At 36.9% G+C, this 16,544-nt stretch carries 15 protein-coding genes; 1 reads left to right on the top strand and 14 read right to left on the bottom strand.

The features are described 5' to 3' along the window. Positions 1-53 precede the first annotated feature (53 nt). The 10 genes from J7E57_RS10085 to J7E57_RS10050 all read right to left on the bottom strand — a co-directional run bounded on the left by J7E57_RS10085 (position 54) and on the right by J7E57_RS10050 (position 12,389). Positions 54-2,912 carry a prolyl oligopeptidase family serine peptidase gene (locus tag J7E57_RS10085; RefSeq protein ID WP_215127615.1) on the bottom strand — a complete coding sequence of 953 codons (2,859 nt, stop codon included), beginning with the start codon at positions 2,910-2,912 and terminating at the stop codon, positions 54-56. A 421-nt stretch (positions 2,913-3,333) separates the two neighbouring features. After that, the gene (gene yidC / locus J7E57_RS10080; protein ID WP_215127613.1) at positions 3,334-5,127 is read right to left on the bottom strand and encodes a membrane protein insertase YidC; all 1,794 of its coding nucleotides are present in this window, start codon (positions 5,125-5,127) and stop codon (positions 3,334-3,336) included. Positions 5,128-5,147: 20 nt separating this feature from the next. Then, positions 5,148-6,764, bottom strand: a complete 1,617-nt coding sequence (locus tag J7E57_RS10075) for a CTP synthase (protein WP_215127610.1) — start codon at positions 6,762-6,764, stop codon at positions 5,148-5,150. A 161-nt stretch (positions 6,765-6,925) separates the two neighbouring features. Continuing rightward, entirely contained in the window at positions 6,926-7,687 is a 762-nt protein-coding gene (locus tag J7E57_RS10070; RefSeq protein WP_215127608.1) for a GLPGLI family protein, read from the bottom strand. 6 nt (positions 7,688-7,693) lie between these two features. Continuing rightward, positions 7,694-8,161, bottom strand: a complete 468-nt coding sequence (locus J7E57_RS27135; protein ID WP_251029873.1) for a hypothetical protein — start codon at positions 8,159-8,161, stop codon at positions 7,694-7,696. A gap of 13 nt (positions 8,162-8,174) precedes the next feature. Next, positions 8,175-10,472, bottom strand: coding sequence for an outer membrane beta-barrel protein (locus J7E57_RS10065; RefSeq protein WP_251029872.1), 2,298 nt, complete (start codon positions 10,470-10,472; stop codon positions 8,175-8,177). A 237-nt stretch (positions 10,473-10,709) separates the two neighbouring features. Next, complete coding sequence (locus J7E57_RS27130; protein WP_251029871.1) at positions 10,710-10,910, bottom strand: hypothetical protein; 201 nt, start codon at positions 10,908-10,910, stop codon at positions 10,710-10,712. Further along, complete coding sequence (locus tag J7E57_RS27125; protein ID WP_251029870.1) at positions 10,903-11,187, bottom strand: hypothetical protein; 285 nt, start codon at positions 11,185-11,187, stop codon at positions 10,903-10,905. The genes J7E57_RS27130 and J7E57_RS27125 overlap by 8 nt, the downstream gene beginning before the upstream one ends. Before the next feature lie 30 nt (positions 11,188-11,217). Then, on the bottom strand, positions 11,218-11,760 hold the full coding sequence (locus J7E57_RS10055; RefSeq protein WP_215127606.1) for a hypothetical protein: 543 nt from the start codon (positions 11,758-11,760) through the stop codon (positions 11,218-11,220). A 59-nt stretch (positions 11,761-11,819) separates the two neighbouring features. Further along, positions 11,820-12,389 (bottom strand): hypothetical protein, encoded by a 570-nt coding sequence (locus J7E57_RS10050; protein ID WP_215127604.1) that lies wholly within the window; start codon positions 12,387-12,389, stop codon positions 11,820-11,822. Positions 12,390-12,494: 105 nt separating this feature from the next. Between J7E57_RS10050 and J7E57_RS10045 the strand changes: the two genes are divergently transcribed. Then, positions 12,495-13,448, top strand: a complete 954-nt coding sequence (locus J7E57_RS10045; protein ID WP_215127602.1) for a bifunctional helix-turn-helix transcriptional regulator/GNAT family N-acetyltransferase — start codon at positions 12,495-12,497, stop codon at positions 13,446-13,448. A 72-nt stretch (positions 13,449-13,520) separates the two neighbouring features. Here the strand turns inward: J7E57_RS10045 and kdsB are convergent, their stop codons facing one another. From kdsB to trpS, 4 genes are all read right to left on the bottom strand, one after another. Continuing rightward, the gene (gene kdsB / locus J7E57_RS10040) at positions 13,521-14,276 is read right to left on the bottom strand and encodes a 3-deoxy-manno-octulosonate cytidylyltransferase (protein WP_215127599.1); all 756 of its coding nucleotides are present in this window, start codon (positions 14,274-14,276) and stop codon (positions 13,521-13,523) included. A gap of 1 nt (position 14,277) precedes the next feature. After that, the gene (locus J7E57_RS10035) at positions 14,278-14,526 is read right to left on the bottom strand and encodes a hypothetical protein (RefSeq protein WP_215127597.1); all 249 of its coding nucleotides are present in this window, start codon (positions 14,524-14,526) and stop codon (positions 14,278-14,280) included. Next, on the bottom strand, positions 14,513-15,127 hold the full coding sequence (locus J7E57_RS10030) for a deoxynucleoside kinase (protein ID WP_025144984.1): 615 nt from the start codon (positions 15,125-15,127) through the stop codon (positions 14,513-14,515). Before J7E57_RS10030 ends, J7E57_RS10035 begins: the two co-directional genes overlap by 14 nt. Before the next feature lie 118 nt (positions 15,128-15,245). Then, positions 15,246-16,244 (bottom strand): tryptophan--tRNA ligase, encoded by a 999-nt coding sequence (trpS, locus tag J7E57_RS10025; protein WP_215127595.1) that lies wholly within the window; start codon positions 16,242-16,244, stop codon positions 15,246-15,248. Positions 16,245-16,544: the final 300 nt, after the last annotated feature.

The raw sequence follows: 16,544 nt of genomic DNA, 5'->3' as shown, positions 1-16,544 counted from the left end.
TATTGTTTCTGCACCATGTACTCCGAACTCCCAGCTCATCACTCCAAACTCAACTACGGTTTATCGTCTGTTAATTCAAAACCCCAGGTTTTTCCTTTTTCAGTAGCAGGAATCCCACTTGTCATCCAAGCCGGAGCCTTTGCGCCTTTTAAATAATAGTCGAAAAATTGTTGTTCGCGGATTTGAATATCCTTACGGTTCTGGCGTTGAACCAGGTTATGCGCCTCACCATTATAGTTGAGCATCCAAACCGGTTTACCTAAGCGACGTAAACCAGTAAACATCTCAATCCCTTGATACCATGGCACAGCGCCATCAGCATCGTTGGCCATCACCACAACAGGTGTATTTACTTTCGGAAACATAAATAATGGTGAGTTCTCGATATATAATTCTGGTTTTTCCCAAAGTGTTGCACCGATACGGCTTTGTGTTTTCTCATATTGGAACTGACGGTTCATACCAGTTTCCCAGCGGATACCACCATAAGCAGAAGTCATATTAACTACGGGAGCACCAGCCCATGCTGCAGCATACATATTATTTTGTGTAATGAGATACGCCACCTGATAACCGCCCCAACTTTGACCTTGGATACCGATTTTGCTACCATCTACCCAGCTATTTTTCTTCAGGCTTTCTACACCAGAGTTGATGAATTCAACTGCAGATTTACCTGGGTGACCAGTTTCGTAGCTAATATCTGGTGCAAAAACCAGGTATCCGTTACTCACGAAATAAGAAATATTTAATCGAGATGGAGTAGGTGCCGGCGCTTGATAAGTGTATAAACCATCCGTTAGTTTTTCGTAGAAATATGCAATCATCGGATATTTCTTATTTGGATCGAAATTTTCTGGTTTGTACAGTATACCTTCGGCTTTATAGCCTTTTGGCGTAGTCCACTTAACCAGCTCAGCCGTGCCCCAATTGTAGTTTTTTTGTTGAGGGTTGGTATTGCTTAATTTGATTTCAGTTTTGAAATCGGTAGTGATATAAACATTTGGCGATTCTACATAATTGGCTTTATCGTAAATATAAACATCAGCATCTTTAGCTTTTAGCAGGTTTGAATATTTAAACTTAGCCATTACTACCAATTCTGGCGCTTTAGCCGAACCTACATTGGTACGGTAAAACCCGTTTTCTTTAGTTAAATTATTAAAACCATCTAACCAAACCGTTTCGTTCACTTTTACAAATTTGCTATCTGCATTGCGCTCAAACCTGTTATCCTGCTGTACTCTTTCGTAACGGAAGGTAATATTGTTTGCTCTTCCAAAACCGGCAGTAATATTTTTTGGTGCCGGTTTTCCATCTGGTGAGAACGACCAGATATCGTATTTATCGTAAATTAAAACAGCTTTATCACCTTCGGTCCATGTTGCTAAACCGTAAGGGGAAGGTAAATCCGGTACATCGTTTTCCTCATCAACAAATTTTTCGCTTAATCCAGCTGTTAATACGGTTACTTTTCCGGTGGTTACACTATAAGTATTCCAGCTACCTGCTTTTCTATCAAAATATAAAACATAGTTTCCGCCAGGAGAAGCCATTGCATAACCGCTTAAATTATCAATGATTTTCTTTTTCTGGCCATTTTTAGTATCAACCAAATAGTAATCTTTTGAGGTAGAACCGCTCCATTGTGATTCGATCCTGCGGCCATAGTCTGTAGATGCTAAAACCAGATTCGCATCACCTTCAGCAATCAGATTGGCGTCAGGCAATTTTAAATCAGCTAATGGAATTACTTTTGGATCACTGCTATAAACATCAATCACCGATAAATAACTTTTTTTACCGTCTCTATCTGCATTTTTAAGCTGCATAGGTTGCAAGTAATCGTCTTTGTAATTCCAAACATCAACTTTGGCCACTTCGAAATCTACAATAGTGGTGTCTTTTGGTTTTTTGATAGGAGAGATGCCGAAAAATAATTTCTTGCCATCTTTACTAAAGGTTATTTTACCATCGCCATTAACCGACCATTTTGCAGGTAGTCCTGGCATATCAAAATCAACCAGTATCTGCGCCGTATCTAGTGTTAAAGAGTTGTAATAAATGTTGTAATTTTTTATTTCCTGTTTCTCCGGACTTTGCTCACCCACAAAAGCCACATGCTCGCTTTCCTCATCAAAAGTGAAGTTTTTAAAACTTCCTTTACCTTTAATCAGGGTTTTTAATGTGCCTTTTTCTGTATTTAACAAGAATACACCCTGCGGGGCCGTTTTGTCTTTTTTAGATCCGCTGCAGGCAAAAACCAACTGTTTGCCATCTTTACTGAAATAATAATCGGTAACGAATTTATAAGTTTTATCTGTACCCATTAAAAGGTTTTTAACCACTAAATCGGTTCCTTCGTCGGCCTTACCTTTTCCAGCAGGTTCATCATCTGCAAAATCCATTTCACCATCCTTTTTCTCAGCCGGTTTTACAGTTTTCTTTGTTGTATCTGGCTTTTCAGTTAGATAGGCCATTACGCCTGCGCCTTCTTCAGGGAATTTGAAAGATTTTACCCTTGCCACTTTTGTAACGGCACTGGTGCTGAGGTTGGCAATGCCCAACGAATCTTTTGGTAATTCATCTGGCTTTTTCTTTTTAATTTTAGCCTGACGTAAATCCTTATTTAAGGGACGGATATTAAAAGCAGCAAACTTAGAATCATTACTAAACTGTGAGTTCATCCCCCTTGGTATATTAATCTTCGCATTCGTTTTAATATTGGTAAGGTACAATTGTGCATCACCTTCTTGCTGTAAGATGCTGTACATGGCCCATTGACCATTATTTGATAATTGCTTTGTTCCTACAGATTCCCAGGTATCATATACCGAGTGATCTAAAGGTTTCTTTTGTGCGTAGGCAAAGCTGACAACGAAAAACAGAATAATAGTTAGTCTCTTTTGCATTTTAAAAGTTAATTAATTTGTTGGTTGAGATTTAATCTTCTAAAATTGGAATTTTTTAGCTTATTAGGAAACTTGTATGCCAAATATTACAATTAAAAGGCGTTTTTATTATTTGCTAAATGGTTTTTGTGCTTGATCAAATATTCATTAAGATAGGGCTAATTAAGATCCTGAAACAAGTTCAGGATGACGACTCATTTATAGAAAATACATTTTAGTAAAATTGGCTCTTACATTCGTCATACAGAGCTTGTTTCAGCAACTTTATTATGAAGTCGGCTCCTTAATATTCCACCTCCGTGGTCTGTGTTCTCACAGATCACAAATAAACAGTTATTTCAATTATAAAAGATTTCTTTCAAAACTAAAAACCCTCGATTGCTTTAAGCAATCGAGGGTTTTCATATCATTAAAGGCTAAATTACTTTTTAGCTTGTTGTTGCTGACGCATATAATCATCTAAACGTTGTTGGAATTTAGATTTTTTCTTTTTCTCATCAGCTGGTCTGGCTTTGTTTTGCTGAATCAAAGCGTGGATTTTATCATCATCAACCATTTTACGGATTAAGAACTGCTGTCCGAAAGTCATTAAGTTGGCTAAGAAATAATAATAGTTTAATCCGGCAGGGTAACTGTTTAACACACCTAAGAAGATAACCGGCATAATGTAACCGATATATTTCATTTGGCCTGTAGCGCCTGAAACCTGGTTGTTAAAATAAGTCATAATCAATGTAGAGATGGTCATCAATACACACATTAAACTTAAGTGATCGCCAATGAAAGGGATTTTTACGCCAAATTTGATAAACTCGTCATAAGTTGATAAATCTTTCATCCAAAGGAAACTCTCACCGCGTAACTCAAACAAGTTAGGGAAGAAGAAGAAGAAGGCCATTACCAAAGGCAACTGTAATACCATTGGCAAGCATCCACCCAGAGGGTTTACTCCCGCTTTCTTATATAATTTTAAATATTCCTGTTGAACCAATGTTGGATTATCTTCACCTACTTTAGCTTTTATCTCATCCATCTCTGGTTTCAATACCCTCATTTTAGCCATTGACAGATACGACTTGTAAGTAAGTGGCGATAAAGCAACCTTTAATAAGATGGTTAAAACCAGGATAATTAGACCGAAGTTCCAATTGAAGTTATTTAAGAAATTAAATACAGGTAGTACAATGAAGCGGTTAATGTATTTCAATGGCCAGTAACCCATATCAACCTGTTGCTCTAAATCATAGCCCTGTGCTTTTAAAGTAGAGAATTTGTTGGTTCCGAAATAAAATTCCATTTCATAAACCTGGTTAGCGGTATGCGCATATGGCAATTGCATGTTGGCATCATAAAACTTCACCAGGCCAGGCGCTGTTGGGATTTTAACTTCTAAACTTCCTTTTTCAAAAGCCTGCTTCGAGATTAAAGAAGCTGAGAAAAAGTGCTGCTTGAAAGAGAACCATTGAATTTTACCTTTCGATAACTCTTCTTTTTCATCTTTAGAAACACTTAAATGGTTTACATCGCCATCTAAATACTTGTAATAAGGAGCAGAATAACGGTGCTCACTTTCGAGCGATTTTTCTTGCTGTTTTAAAGTAGTTTGCCAGTTTAAACCAATGTTATTGCCTGCAATTACTTGCTGTAAGCCAACCAAATTGATGTTAAAAGCAACTTTGTTACTTAATGCTTTTAAATCGTATACATATTCTACATATGCGTTTGCGCCATAATTGGCACGCATGGTGACTGTATTTCCGGTTTTTGTTGGTGTAAAGTATAAGTCGTTGGTATTAATTACTTTACCAACAGCATTAAGGTTTAAACCAAATTTATTCTGGTTACCATCAAATAAAATAAGTGGTTTTCCGGTAAAGGTTTTCTGACCCTTAACTTCAACCGAGGTAATTTTACCGCCTTTATTGCTTAAAGTGATTAGTAAATTCTCGTTTTCTAGAACAGTATTGGTTTCGGTACCAGTAATTGCGGTACCAAAAGGGCCTTTTAGGGCTAAAGAATCTATAGCTGGGTTAGCAATCGCAGCAGTTTTAGTGGTATCTTTTTGTACTGGTGTAACGCCAGCTTTTTTCAAAGAATCTAAATGTTCTATTTCTTTGGCTTTTTTCATTTCAGCCTCGTTCGGCTTCAAAAAGTAGAATGATCCTGCCAAAATGATCATAATCAGGAACAGTCCTGTAAAGGTATTTCTATCCATTATTTATGTATGTACTGCTTTTAATTCGTTTTCTTTTTCGCAAACTCCATCGCAGCGGCGACAAATTTAACAAAAAGTGGGTGAGGATTAGCAACTGTTGATTTTAATTCTGGGTGAAATTGCCCGCCAACGAAAAATGGATGGTTTTTAAGCTCCACAATTTCAACTAAATTGGTTTGCGGATTCATACCTGATGCAATCATTCCTGCATCTTCATATTGCTTTAAATAAGCATTGTTAAATTCGTAACGGTGACGGTGGCGCTCATTGATGTGCGATTTACCGTAAATAGAAAAAGCTTTTGTTCCTTTTTTAATATCACAAGGATAAGAGCCTAAACGCATCGTTCCACCTTTATTTGTTATTTTTTTCTGCTCTTCCATCATGTTAATTACCGGATTGGCAGCATTTTCCTCAATTTCTGTAGTATGTGCATCTTTCAAACCTAAAACGTTACGTCCAAATTCGATAACAGCACATTGCATACCCAGGCAGATTCCGAAGAAAGGAATATTGTTCTCGCGAACATATTTTATGGCATCAATTTTACCTTCAATACCCCGGCTACCAAAACCTGGTGCAACTAAAACACCTTGTAAGTGACCTAATTTATCTTTTACATTATCAGAGAAAATACCTTCAGAGTGTATATATTCTACTTTAACCTTACATTCGTTTTTCGAACCTGCGTGTACAAAAGATTCTATAATTGATTTATAAGCATCAGGTAATTCTACATACTTACCGATTAAACCAATTTTAACCTCTGCCGTAGGATTTTTTAAACGGCCCAGGAAATCTTTCCAGCTTTCCATATCAGGGTCGCTTTTGGTCGGTAATTTTAATTTCGATAAAACAGTTTTATCCAATTGTTCTTTTAACATCAACAATGGCACATCATAAATAGTAGATGCATCCATCGATTCGACTACGGCATTGATGTTAACGTTACAAAATAAAGCAATTTTTTTTCTGATCTCAGGGCTAATGTGGTGCTCGGTTCTGCAAACCAATATATCCGGCTGTATTCCATACTCCAACAAAGCTTTAACTGAGTGTTGTGTCGGCTTGGTTTTTAACTCACCGGCAGCAGCTAAATAAGGTACCAGGGTTAAGTGGATCACAATAGCATTGGTACTGCCTTCTTCCCATTTAAACTGGCGAACAGCCTCAATAAATGGTAACGATTCGATATCACCTACAGTTCCACCAAGTTCTGTAATTACAATATCATATTCACCGCTATCACCTAAAATACGCATATTGCGTTTAATCTCGTCGGTAATGTGGGGTACAACCTGAACTGTTTTGCCCAGATACTCACCTTTACGCTCTTTATTAATTACGTTCTGGTAAATACGGCCGGTAGTAATGTTGTTTGCCTGTGATGTTGGAACGTTAAGGAAACGCTCATAATGACCAAGATCCAGATCGGTTTCAGCACCATCTTCGGTTACAAAGCATTCGCCATGTTCGTATGGATTTAAAGTTCCTGGATCGATATTAATGTACGGATCGAATTTTTGAATGGTTACACGGTAGCCACGTGCCTGTAAAAGTTTAGCTAAAGATGCGGAAATGATGCCCTTACCTAAAGAGGAAGTAACACCGCCCGTAACAAAAATATACTTTGTCATGATTGATAATTTGTGGAATTAACCAGGTGTTTTGGACCTGTTTAATTGTTTTTGTACGGGATACAAAGGTACAAAAAATTATCGCTCGATTAGATACTTGCCAGAATATTTTTTCTCCATATTATATCTCTGATAGTGACTGTTTTAGGTAAGGCGGGCACCTAAAGTATCAGCGTGTAGAGTTCTTTTTTAATTTCTTCTATCTTTCTGGGGTTCTTTTTATCCTCATAACGGGTATAGAGGTCGATCATTTTTTTGAAATCTTTTTCGGTATCGGTTCTTTTACCTTTTGCAGGAGGAGCAATGTTAAAGATGGGAACGTTTTTAGCTTCAACCTTAGTGGCAAACCAGGTAGTATTATACCGAGGTATGGCTAGGCCTAATATCATTCCAGGTAAGCCTGTAAATCCTTCAGGGCCACCTTTTAACAAAATTTCTTCACTATAGAAAGCTACTACAGTAACCGAATCGTTTATTACTGCTATTGCTTTACGGCATTCGTAACCTGCAATTTGGCGTACATCGTGCATGATTTTCCAGTTGACATGGGGGATAGTATCTTTTAAAATAAAATCTTCGCCTCTTATTGGTTTTCTGATTACTCTTGATTTTTTGCTAAAGTCGGTATACAGCTCATTTGTATTCTCACCAGCAATAAAGAAGAAATTATTGTCGTTCAAGGTCTCTTTTGGTTTAATCTTATAAATGGAGCTACTGTCGTTAAAGCTATAATCCCAATTGGAAATCCTGTATTTGCTCATTTTATCCCTGGCATCGTCTGATATCCAGGTATTTGATGCCAATTGCTGTTTTTGATTGATCTTTTTCTCGAAAGTTATTTTGGCACTTTTGATGAAAACAGTTTGTGCACGCACTACTATAACTGCAGAAAACAAGATAATGCTTAGTCCTAAATTTTTCATCTTCAATTATTTTTTGTCTTGTTTAACAAAGTTTCCGGTTAAATTATAGGTGATGCCAATTAGGACGTACCTCGGAATAAAGCTATTGGTATATTCGCTGATGTTATTACCTCCAACGTAACGATTATAGCCAATTTTTTCAGCTAAAATGTCAGAAATGGATACTTTAAGCTCTAATCCTTGTGATTTGAGCATCTTTTTTGATAAATAGGCGTTCCACAAGGCAATATTTACTGGTGTGCTAAAAGAAGAATTTGCTGGTTGATATGACAAGGATATCGATGTGTTAAATTCTGTATTGTATGGAAGTTCTATGTTTCCAGAAATATCATGGTTGTGGCTAAAGTTTTTACCATTATTTATCGAACCGATTGACGAGCGGCTGTTCGAAAAAGTAACCGATGGATTATACTGGATTTGAACTTTATCTCCATAATAGCTAAAACGAGGACGTATATTAATGCTATTGTTCACATTTTCATTCAACTTATTGTTTAAGATTGAAACGGAGTTCGAATGATTGAAATTGGCATTTAAACCTGCGTTTAAAGTGGATTTTGCTAAAACTTTTATTAAAACTCGCACCTGCGTAAAAATTATTATTACCATTTAAATTGATATAACTGCTGATGGTTTTATTCACATCATCGACTGTTCTTGAGCTTACAACGGCATTTTTGGTAAAGCTGTAGCCACCATACACATACGCATACATCTGTGACTTTTGCTGATACGTATTAAAATTAAAGCCAAAATTATTGTTGAAAGATGGTTTTAAATTTGGATTACCTTTTATTTCGTAAAGTGGATTGTTAATTTGTCTGATAGGTTGCAACTGATCTAAACTCGGCTGTCGAGTATTACCATTGTAGTTTAACGATACACTGGTGTTTTTACCAAGTTTATAGTTAAAGTTACTCTGTGGGGCCCAGTTTAAATAGTTTCGGTTAAATTTATTGTTGCGGTCCAGATCATTCAGCTCGAATGTCGTTTCGGTAGCCTCTGCACCACCGGATAGCGTGAACTTCTTTGATCTGTATTGCAACACAATTTTACCAATGTTCGAAAAATTATTGAAATCGAAATTGTTGCTCAGTGAATCGATTCGTTTATTATTTAATGATTTATCGAATACCAGTTTATGGCTATTTGATGTTACCGTTTTAAAGCTGTATGCTGTTTGTAATGAAAATTGCTTGCCTAAAGGTTCGGTATATGATATTCTGGTGCCAAGAGAGCTTTCACTTCCCGAATTATCGTTCAGAAAGTTTTGGTTGACAGTTCTGTTGATTGTTCCATTCCCATCATAGTAATTGGTTACACTTAAACTGGTGCCCAAACTCGTGCTGCTTTTGGTTTCAGGTTGTATGTCGATAGAGAGTGTTCTTCCTTTTTTTACAAACTTTTTAGCGTAATTAATATTTCCGTTAAACAAGTCGTTGTCGCCATTGCTATCATTAGACTGATCACTATTATTTACAAATATCCCTGCGTCATTTTTAGTTTCGTTCTTGCTGATATACTGGCTGCTGTTTTTGCGTTTGCTACCTGCAAAGGATATTTTTAAGGTAGAAAGCGAATCTAATTTAATATCGACACTGCCTTTTAAACTCTGTCCGGTATTTCTGATTTCGCTGTTTGAGCTGCCTTCGCTAAAGAAATTCGTTCCGTTGGGCAGTAACGACTGGTTTTTCGAAGTTGTTCTGTCCAATATGTTTCTGTCACTGCCTTTATAATTGAGTTTTAGGCCTACTTTGTTTTCGTTCCATTTGTCAGAAAAATGCGCCCCATATCCCGTTACATCAGGTAGTCCGCTTGATGGTGAAAAATCATCTTCATCACGGTTGCCGCCATAGCTGATCATTACTGTACTGCCGTCATCGCCAACTTCAATAACATCATAATCATTGCCTTTTAGTTTGCTCATGGCAGCACTGGCTTTCGAATCTTGATTGGTATTGGAGTTAGAGCCAAAAACCGCGGCCTTTAGTTTGTTTTTATAAATGCCCGCCATGCCACCTATATTTTTATAATGCTTAAGGTCGCTATTGGCATCCAAGGTGCTGAGATACCCATTTTTGGCATTTTCCTTGAGTTTGATGTTCATTACCTTCTCTTTGGTATCACCTTCTTTTATACCAGATAATTCTTCCTCTTTGGTTTTTTTATCATAAACCTGAACTTCACTAACTGCATTGGCTTTCAGGTATTTCTGTGCCAGAAGTGGATCGTCGCCAAAAAATTCCTCCCCGTCAACCAAAAGTGTATTTACATCTTTTCCACCAGCTTTTATGGCGCCATCTTTATCAACCTCAATTCCAGGTAAGCGTCTTAATAAATCCTGTAAATTAGCATGTGGTTTTACCGCAAAACTATCTGCCTGGTAGGTTATGGTATCGCCCTTCATACTAATGGCCTGCTTTTGGGCTTTAATTACCACTTCATTTAAAAGTGTAGCTTTGCTATCCATCGCGATATTACCCAGGTTGAATTTAGATGAATCAGACAATTGGATGTCTCTTATATAATCGGCCATCCTCGGAAAAGTGACCACCAGGGTATAATTTCCTTTTTTTAAATTCGAAAACTCGAATTCACCGTTAACCTTGGTCCGTGCATCTTTAACTAAAATGGAATCTTTGCTTCTTATTAGCAGGATAGCGCTGTTCTGTAATTTTGTTTTTTCAACGGTATCAACAACAACACCTTTTATACTTGCATTTTGCGCCAGAACTGGAAGACATAACAATAAAAAAATAAGAACCGAGAAGAGTTGTTTGAGCATGTATGTTGTTGAAGAAGCGTTAATAAAATAGTGTACTTGGTTAAGTGTCTGAAAGTACAACTATTTATTTAGTTATTGTAAATAAAAATAAAATATTTTTTTAAAAAAAAAGAATATAAGCACTTGATTTGCGGAGAATAATATCTTTAAAAAAGAAGAGGCGGGGGGAAAGAAGTAAAAGTTATGCGTTTAATGAAGGCATTTTAGATTAATACGCTTCATCATCAGTAGCGACATTTATTTTGTTGCTGCTAAAATCAGTTTTTTGATCAGTACAATCTGCCCAAAATGGTAGTAACTGTGCTCAATTACACCTTCTATATTACGCAGATAAGTGCCATACTTTTCATTTACAAATACCTGATCTAATTTTTCATCTGGCATTTGCGCTACTTCATCGGCGAAAGCTGCCGAATTTGCCAAAAATTCTTCAGTCATTTTTTTTCCAGTCCATTTCTGATTGTATTGGCGGCAGGTCGAAACTATATTGATCTTTAATATCCAAAAGCCCGCCTTTAAATACATTTAAAATACCAGCCAGATAATAATTGATGTGATGGGTTAAAGCTGCAATTGTATTTAAATCTGCTACCTGATGCCTTGCCTGTTGCCAGGTAATGCTTAACAATTGTTCCTGGTAGTTGGTGTTGGCAATCCAATAACCATTTAATAAAACTTCTCTTAATCTGTTTGCAATAAATTCAGATCTTTTCATTTCTAAATTCCTGGCGTTGATTTATATCTATTAACAGCAGTTATAATAAATCTTCACTTTTTGTTCTTTTTCGCTCCAGGCAATGTAAATGTTGTTTTCTTTTCCTAAACGATACTTAAAGCCATTTAACCCCGATTTTTTTAATTCCTCATAAAGGGCTTTGTCAGGAGTATAATTATCGGCTTTATCCTCAGGCATTACTGCAGGTTCGAGAAAATTATCATCGCTAAAAAAATCATCAGCAATGGTTTTTAAGAAAATAATCTGGTCTTTTTCTTTTGAAAGATCAACATTTGGATCGGTACTGCCCAATAATTCAGTTCCTTTTATTTTGGTATTGTAAATTTCTTTTCCGTCGGCATTTTTGATTGTGAAATTCAATACCATTTCTTCGGGTTTCCGACCAGTAAGTTCGATCTTAAACGTGTCCAAACGTTTTAAATCAGAAAAAGATTTGGCGAGGCGCTGATTAACATTTTTAAACTCAATGGCATTGGTTTCCTTTTTGCTGTTCGAATTACAGGCAACGAGCGCTAACAGACAGATAGCAACAAAGAGCGGTATATTTCTCATATTCAAAACTACAAATTTTATGTTTTAGTTCATGTCCATATTTTATGATATCCCTAAATTTAAAAGGAATAGCCAATAGATAACCACAATTGAAAGTCGAAATAACCACCTGGGAGCCTATTCTTTAAATTATTTTGAACATGATAATAATCTCCATAACCTAAGCCTGTTAAGCCCTCTAAAAGAAAATGTTTCCCCGGAATAAAGGATACGCCAAATGTTCCGCCATAACGCAAAGAACCCGCACTAAAATCCCTGTTTCGGCCCCAGCTGAAAATACCGGTTTCATCAACTGAGCGATGCGAGACAACAGTTTTATCGAGGTTTCCGAAATAAACGCCATAAAAAGCATTGGCTTCTCTTTTTTTGATCGGGCGGATGTATTTCTTTGCGCGAAGCAAGAAGCCTTCGTAATGGAGATAATCGCGGTAGCCCAGATTTTTAATTTCGCCAGAGGTGTAAGCGAACTCCAAGCCATAGCGGTTTGAAAAAGTCTTTTCTATGGCTATTGTAGGCCTTTTGGCTACTAAATTCAAAATGTTTGTCTTTATTATTAAGCCGGGCTCATCTTGTGCAAAGCTGGTATAGGCACATAAAATGAATATAAATAGGAGCGTTTTCTTTTTCATATAAGGGCGAAAATACTAAAATATTAACCCCAGGCAATTAAAACTGTTGCAGACTTCAATTTAGTTCTTATATTTGCGTAACTGATTACGTAATTAATTATTGTTATGAATTTTTTCGAAGAAACTGGTAAAGTAGCTATAGGTAGCAGGTTAAGAATGCTAACCGATAAAGTAACTGAAGACGCAGCGCAGATTTATAAGTTGTATAATATTGATATGCAACCTAAGTGGTTTCCTGTGTTTTATGCTTTGGCACAAGAGAAAGAAAAAACAATTACCGAACTGGCTAAAGATATAGGCCATTCTCATCCATCTGTAAGTAAAATCATTAGCGAAATGCTAAAAAAGGGCTACGTTAAAGAGGGAAAAGATAAAACCGATGGACGGAGGAATGTGGTGAGCCTTTCTCCGGCAGGAATAGAGATCTCTAAAAAAATTGAAGATCAGCTGATTGATGTAAATGCTGCCATTGAAGAGATTTCGGGCCAGTCGCAAAATAAACTTTGGGAAGCAATAGGCGAGTGGGAGTTTTTATTGGGGCAAAAAACCTTGTTGAGAAGGGTAATGGAAAAGAAAAAAGAAAGAGATAGCTTAAAGATTGAGATTGTAGATTACCAGCCCAAATACCAGGAAATATTTAGGTCGCTAAATGTAGAGTGGATTTCACAGTATTTTACCATGGAAGAATCTGATTATAAAGCTTTGGATAATCCGCAGGGTTATATTTTAGATAAAGGAGGTTTTATATTGGTTGCTCTTTACGAAGGTGAGCCTTTGGGTGTTTGTGCACTAATTAAGATGAATGATGGCGAATATGATTTTGAACTGGCCAAAATGGCGGTATCGCCAAAAGCACAAGGAAAAAATGTGGGCTTTCTATTGGCAAATGCCATTATTGATAAGGCAAGATCGTTAGATGCATCTAAAATTTATTTGGAGAGCAATACCATTTTAAAACCAGCCATAAACCTTTACCATAAACTAGGTTTCCAAAAAGTGGCAGGTAAGCCCACACCGTACACGCGATGTAATATTCAGATGGAACTGGTGATTAGGTAGGTTAGGGAGAGTTTAGTGTTTAGGGAGTAGCGCTAACCTAAACACTAAACTTATAACCAATGTTTAATGAACTCAGTCTAGTTTCAAAGCCTTAAGCAATTTATTCAGTTTTAATAAGTCTTCTGGTGTATCTATTGCAACTGTTTCTAAGTCAGTTACTTTTGTTTGGATATAAAATCCATTTTCGATCCAGCGAAGTTGTTCTAAGCTTTCGGCAATTTCTAAAGAAGATGGTGGTAATTTGGTAATGGCTTTTAATGATTCTGTGCGGTAACCGTAAATTCCGATGTGCTTGTAAAACTGATGTTTTTCTGCCCATACACCTGGTTCGCCATTTCTGATAAAAGGAATTGGACTGCGGCTAAAATACATGGCGCGACCGTTTACATCGATCACCACTTTAGGACTATTGGGATTGTATACACTTTCCTGACTCTGGATAGATTTGATTAATGTTGCTAACTGTACTTTTTCTTCAGTAAAACAGCTCGCCAGTAATTCAATCTGTGCAGGTTCGATAAATGGTTCATCACCCTGGATGTTGATCACAATATCGTACCCAGGTAAAGTCTCAATCACTTCAGCGCATCTATCAGTTCCGCTTTGGTGATTAGTTGAGGTAAAGATAAATTCTCCACCAAACCGCTTTACTTCATCGGCAATCCGTACATCATCGGTGGCAATTACTACTTTCGATAAGCTTTCGGCTTTCGATGCTTGCTCGTAAACCCTTTGGATCATGGTTTTTCCGGCAATATCTACTAAAGGCTTTCCCGGAAAACGGGTAGAGGCATATCGTGCAGGAATAATTCCGATAATTTTAGACATACTATTTATTTAAAATCCGAGATAAAATACCAATGGCTATAATCAAAATCAAAACAATATAAGTTGTTCGGTGGGCAAAATTGAGTGTATAGCCCATTGCATTATTTCTTTTTGGAAGAATAAACCTGTAGTCATTTTTGGCGAAATAAAAAATTCCCCATTTCCAGTTCTCAGGTTTTTCATGTTCAAAATCCTTTCCCTCTTTTTTGCCACAAAAGAAAAATGTTATTCTGTTTTTAAAATAATCCATTTATTTCAGCCTCAATAGATTGGATTACCGTACCTAGATCTTCTGGGTTGTTGGTGAAATCTAATTTATCTTTGTCCAAAATCAATAATTTCCCCAGGTTATAACCCTTAATCCAGGCTTCGTATTTTTCATTCAGCTTAGACAGGTAATCGATACGGATGCCCGCTTCGTACTCACGGCCACGACGTTGGATATTATTAACCAATGTAGGTACCGATGCACGCAGGTAAACCAATAAATCGGGTGGTTTAATAAAAGAGGTAATGTTATCAAAAATAGCCCTGTAATTATCATGATCGCGGGTGGTCATTAATGCCATATCATGCAGGTTTTCTGCAAAAATATGTGCGTCTTCATAAATGGTCCTATCCTGAATTACGTTGCGTTTATTTACTTCAATGTCGGTAATTTGCTGAAAACGACTGTTTAGGAAATAAATCTGAAGATTAAAGCTCCAACGTTTCATGTCGCTGTAAAAATCTTCCAGATAAGGGTTATTGTCCACAGCCTCGTATAAAGCTTCCCATCCATAATTCTTGGCTAATAAACCTGTTAAGGTAGTTTTACCGGCACCTATATTTCCTACAATTGCTATGTGCATTTTCTTTAGATTGGAGATTCGAGATGTGAGATTTGAGATTCGGGATATGCGACTGAGAATTAATCTCAAATCTAATATCTCAAATCTAGTTTCCCATATCTCAAATCTATTAAAATTATTAAAAACTTTTAAACCCGATTAAACTGCGAACCTCTCTGATGGTTTTTTGCGCGCTTTCGCGGGCCTTCAATGCACCATGTTTAGCTACTTGCCTTAAATATGAATCATTTTTGGCAATATCCAAAATACGGTCACGCATAGGTGCAGTCGTAATAATCATATCTTCTGCCAGTTGTTTTTTGAAATCGCCATAACGGATCTGCATTTTGCCATACAAATCTTCAAAATGTGCAAGTGTATCCGCACTCGAAACCACTTTCATTAAATCAAAAAGATTCTGAATAGGTTCAGGTTTTGGTTGGTTTTCTTCCGTTGGGCCACCATCACTAACCGCTCTCATTACTTTTTTACGAATGGTTTCAGGGTCATCAGATAGGTAAACTGCATTGGCTTCGCCTTCTGATTTACCCATTTTACCTTTGCCATCCAAACCAGGTACTTTAACCAGTTTGTCAGAGTAGCTAAAAGCGTAAGGTTCAGGGAAATATTCTGTATTGTATAACCTGTTGAAACGGTTTCCGAAAGTACGCGCCATTTCCAAATGTTGCTCCTGATCTTTTCCAACAGGTACTTTAGTAGCTTTGTGGATTAAAATATCTGCGGCCATTAATACCGGATAGGTTAATAAACCTGCATTTACGTTATCTGGGTTGGCACGCACTTTATCTTTAAAAGATGTGCTGCGCTCTAATTCACCCATATAAGCGTTCATATTTAAGTATAGATAAAGCTCTGCAATTTCCGGAACATCACTTTGTATATAAATGGTACTATTTTCTGGATCAATTCCACTAGCCAGATATTCAACCAAAACATGTTTAATATTTCCATGTAAATCGGCTGGAGTAGGATGTGTAGTTAAGGAGTGTAAATCGGCGATAAAAAAGTAGCAGTTGTAGTCGTTCTGCATTTGAACGAAGTTTTTAACTGCACCATAATAATTACCCAAATGTAATTTTCCTGTTGAGCGGATACCGCTCACCACTGTTTCTTTCATAATGGCACGAAATTAAAAATAAAATACAAGCAAATCATAAATCGCTTCAATTTTAATGGTAAGATTTTTTTTGAATACTGGTAGAACCTATAATTTATATGTATAGTTGTCATCTCACTATTTTTTTCGTCATCTCGACCGGAGTGCAACGTAGCGGAGAGATCTTTTCCTAGCGCTGGTGCCGCAACAACCACAGTGAGCAATATAACCATAACTTGAAAATGAAAGCCGGTATTTCATCGGAGGCTGTAGTCCTTCTTTCCGTTGCAAGTCCTCGCTGCGCTCTGGGCTTTACACTTC

Origin of the sequence: Pedobacter sp. ISL-64, assembly GCF_018613605.1 — a bacterium.
Classification (GTDB): domain Bacteria; phylum Bacteroidota; class Bacteroidia; order Sphingobacteriales; family Sphingobacteriaceae; genus Pedobacter.
Note: the sequence above shows the minus strand (reverse complement) of the source record. Positions and strands in the feature narration are given on the sequence as shown.

Coding starts and splice junctions, on each gene's coding strand:
- J7E57_RS10085 (WP_215127615.1), bottom strand. CDS start 2,912: ATGCAAAAGAGACTAACTATTATTCTGTTTTTCGTTGTCAGCTTTGCC.
- yidC (WP_215127613.1), bottom strand. CDS start 5,127: ATGGATAGAAATACCTTTACAGGACTGTTCCTGATTATGATCATTTTG.
- J7E57_RS10075 (WP_215127610.1), bottom strand. CDS start 6,764: ATGACAAAGTATATTTTTGTTACGGGCGGTGTTACTTCCTCTTTAGGT.
- J7E57_RS10070 (WP_215127608.1), bottom strand. CDS start 7,687: ATGAAAAATTTAGGACTAAGCATTATCTTGTTTTCTGCAGTTATAGTA.
- J7E57_RS10065 (WP_251029872.1), bottom strand. CDS start 10,472: ATGCTCAAACAACTCTTCTCGGTTCTTATTTTTTTATTGTTATGTCTT.
- J7E57_RS27130 (WP_251029871.1), bottom strand. CDS start 10,910: ATGACTGAAGAATTTTTGGCAAATTCGGCAGCTTTCGCCGATGAAGTA.
- J7E57_RS27125 (WP_251029870.1), bottom strand. CDS start 11,187: ATGAAAAGATCTGAATTTATTGCAAACAGATTAAGAGAAGTTTTATTA.
- J7E57_RS10055 (WP_215127606.1), bottom strand. CDS start 11,760: ATGAGAAATATACCGCTCTTTGTTGCTATCTGTCTGTTAGCGCTCGTT.
- J7E57_RS10050 (WP_215127604.1), bottom strand. CDS start 12,389: ATGAAAAAGAAAACGCTCCTATTTATATTCATTTTATGTGCCTATACC.
- J7E57_RS10045 (WP_215127602.1), top strand. CDS start 12,495: ATGAATTTTTTCGAAGAAACTGGTAAAGTAGCTATAGGTAGCAGGTTA.
- kdsB (WP_215127599.1), bottom strand. CDS start 14,276: ATGTCTAAAATTATCGGAATTATTCCTGCACGATATGCCTCTACCCGT.
- J7E57_RS10035 (WP_215127597.1), bottom strand. CDS start 14,526: ATGGATTATTTTAAAAACAGAATAACATTTTTCTTTTGTGGCAAAAAA.
- J7E57_RS10030 (WP_025144984.1), bottom strand. CDS start 15,127: ATGCACATAGCAATTGTAGGAAATATAGGTGCCGGTAAAACTACCTTA.
- trpS (WP_215127595.1), bottom strand. CDS start 16,244: ATGAAAGAAACAGTGGTGAGCGGTATCCGCTCAACAGGAAAATTACAT.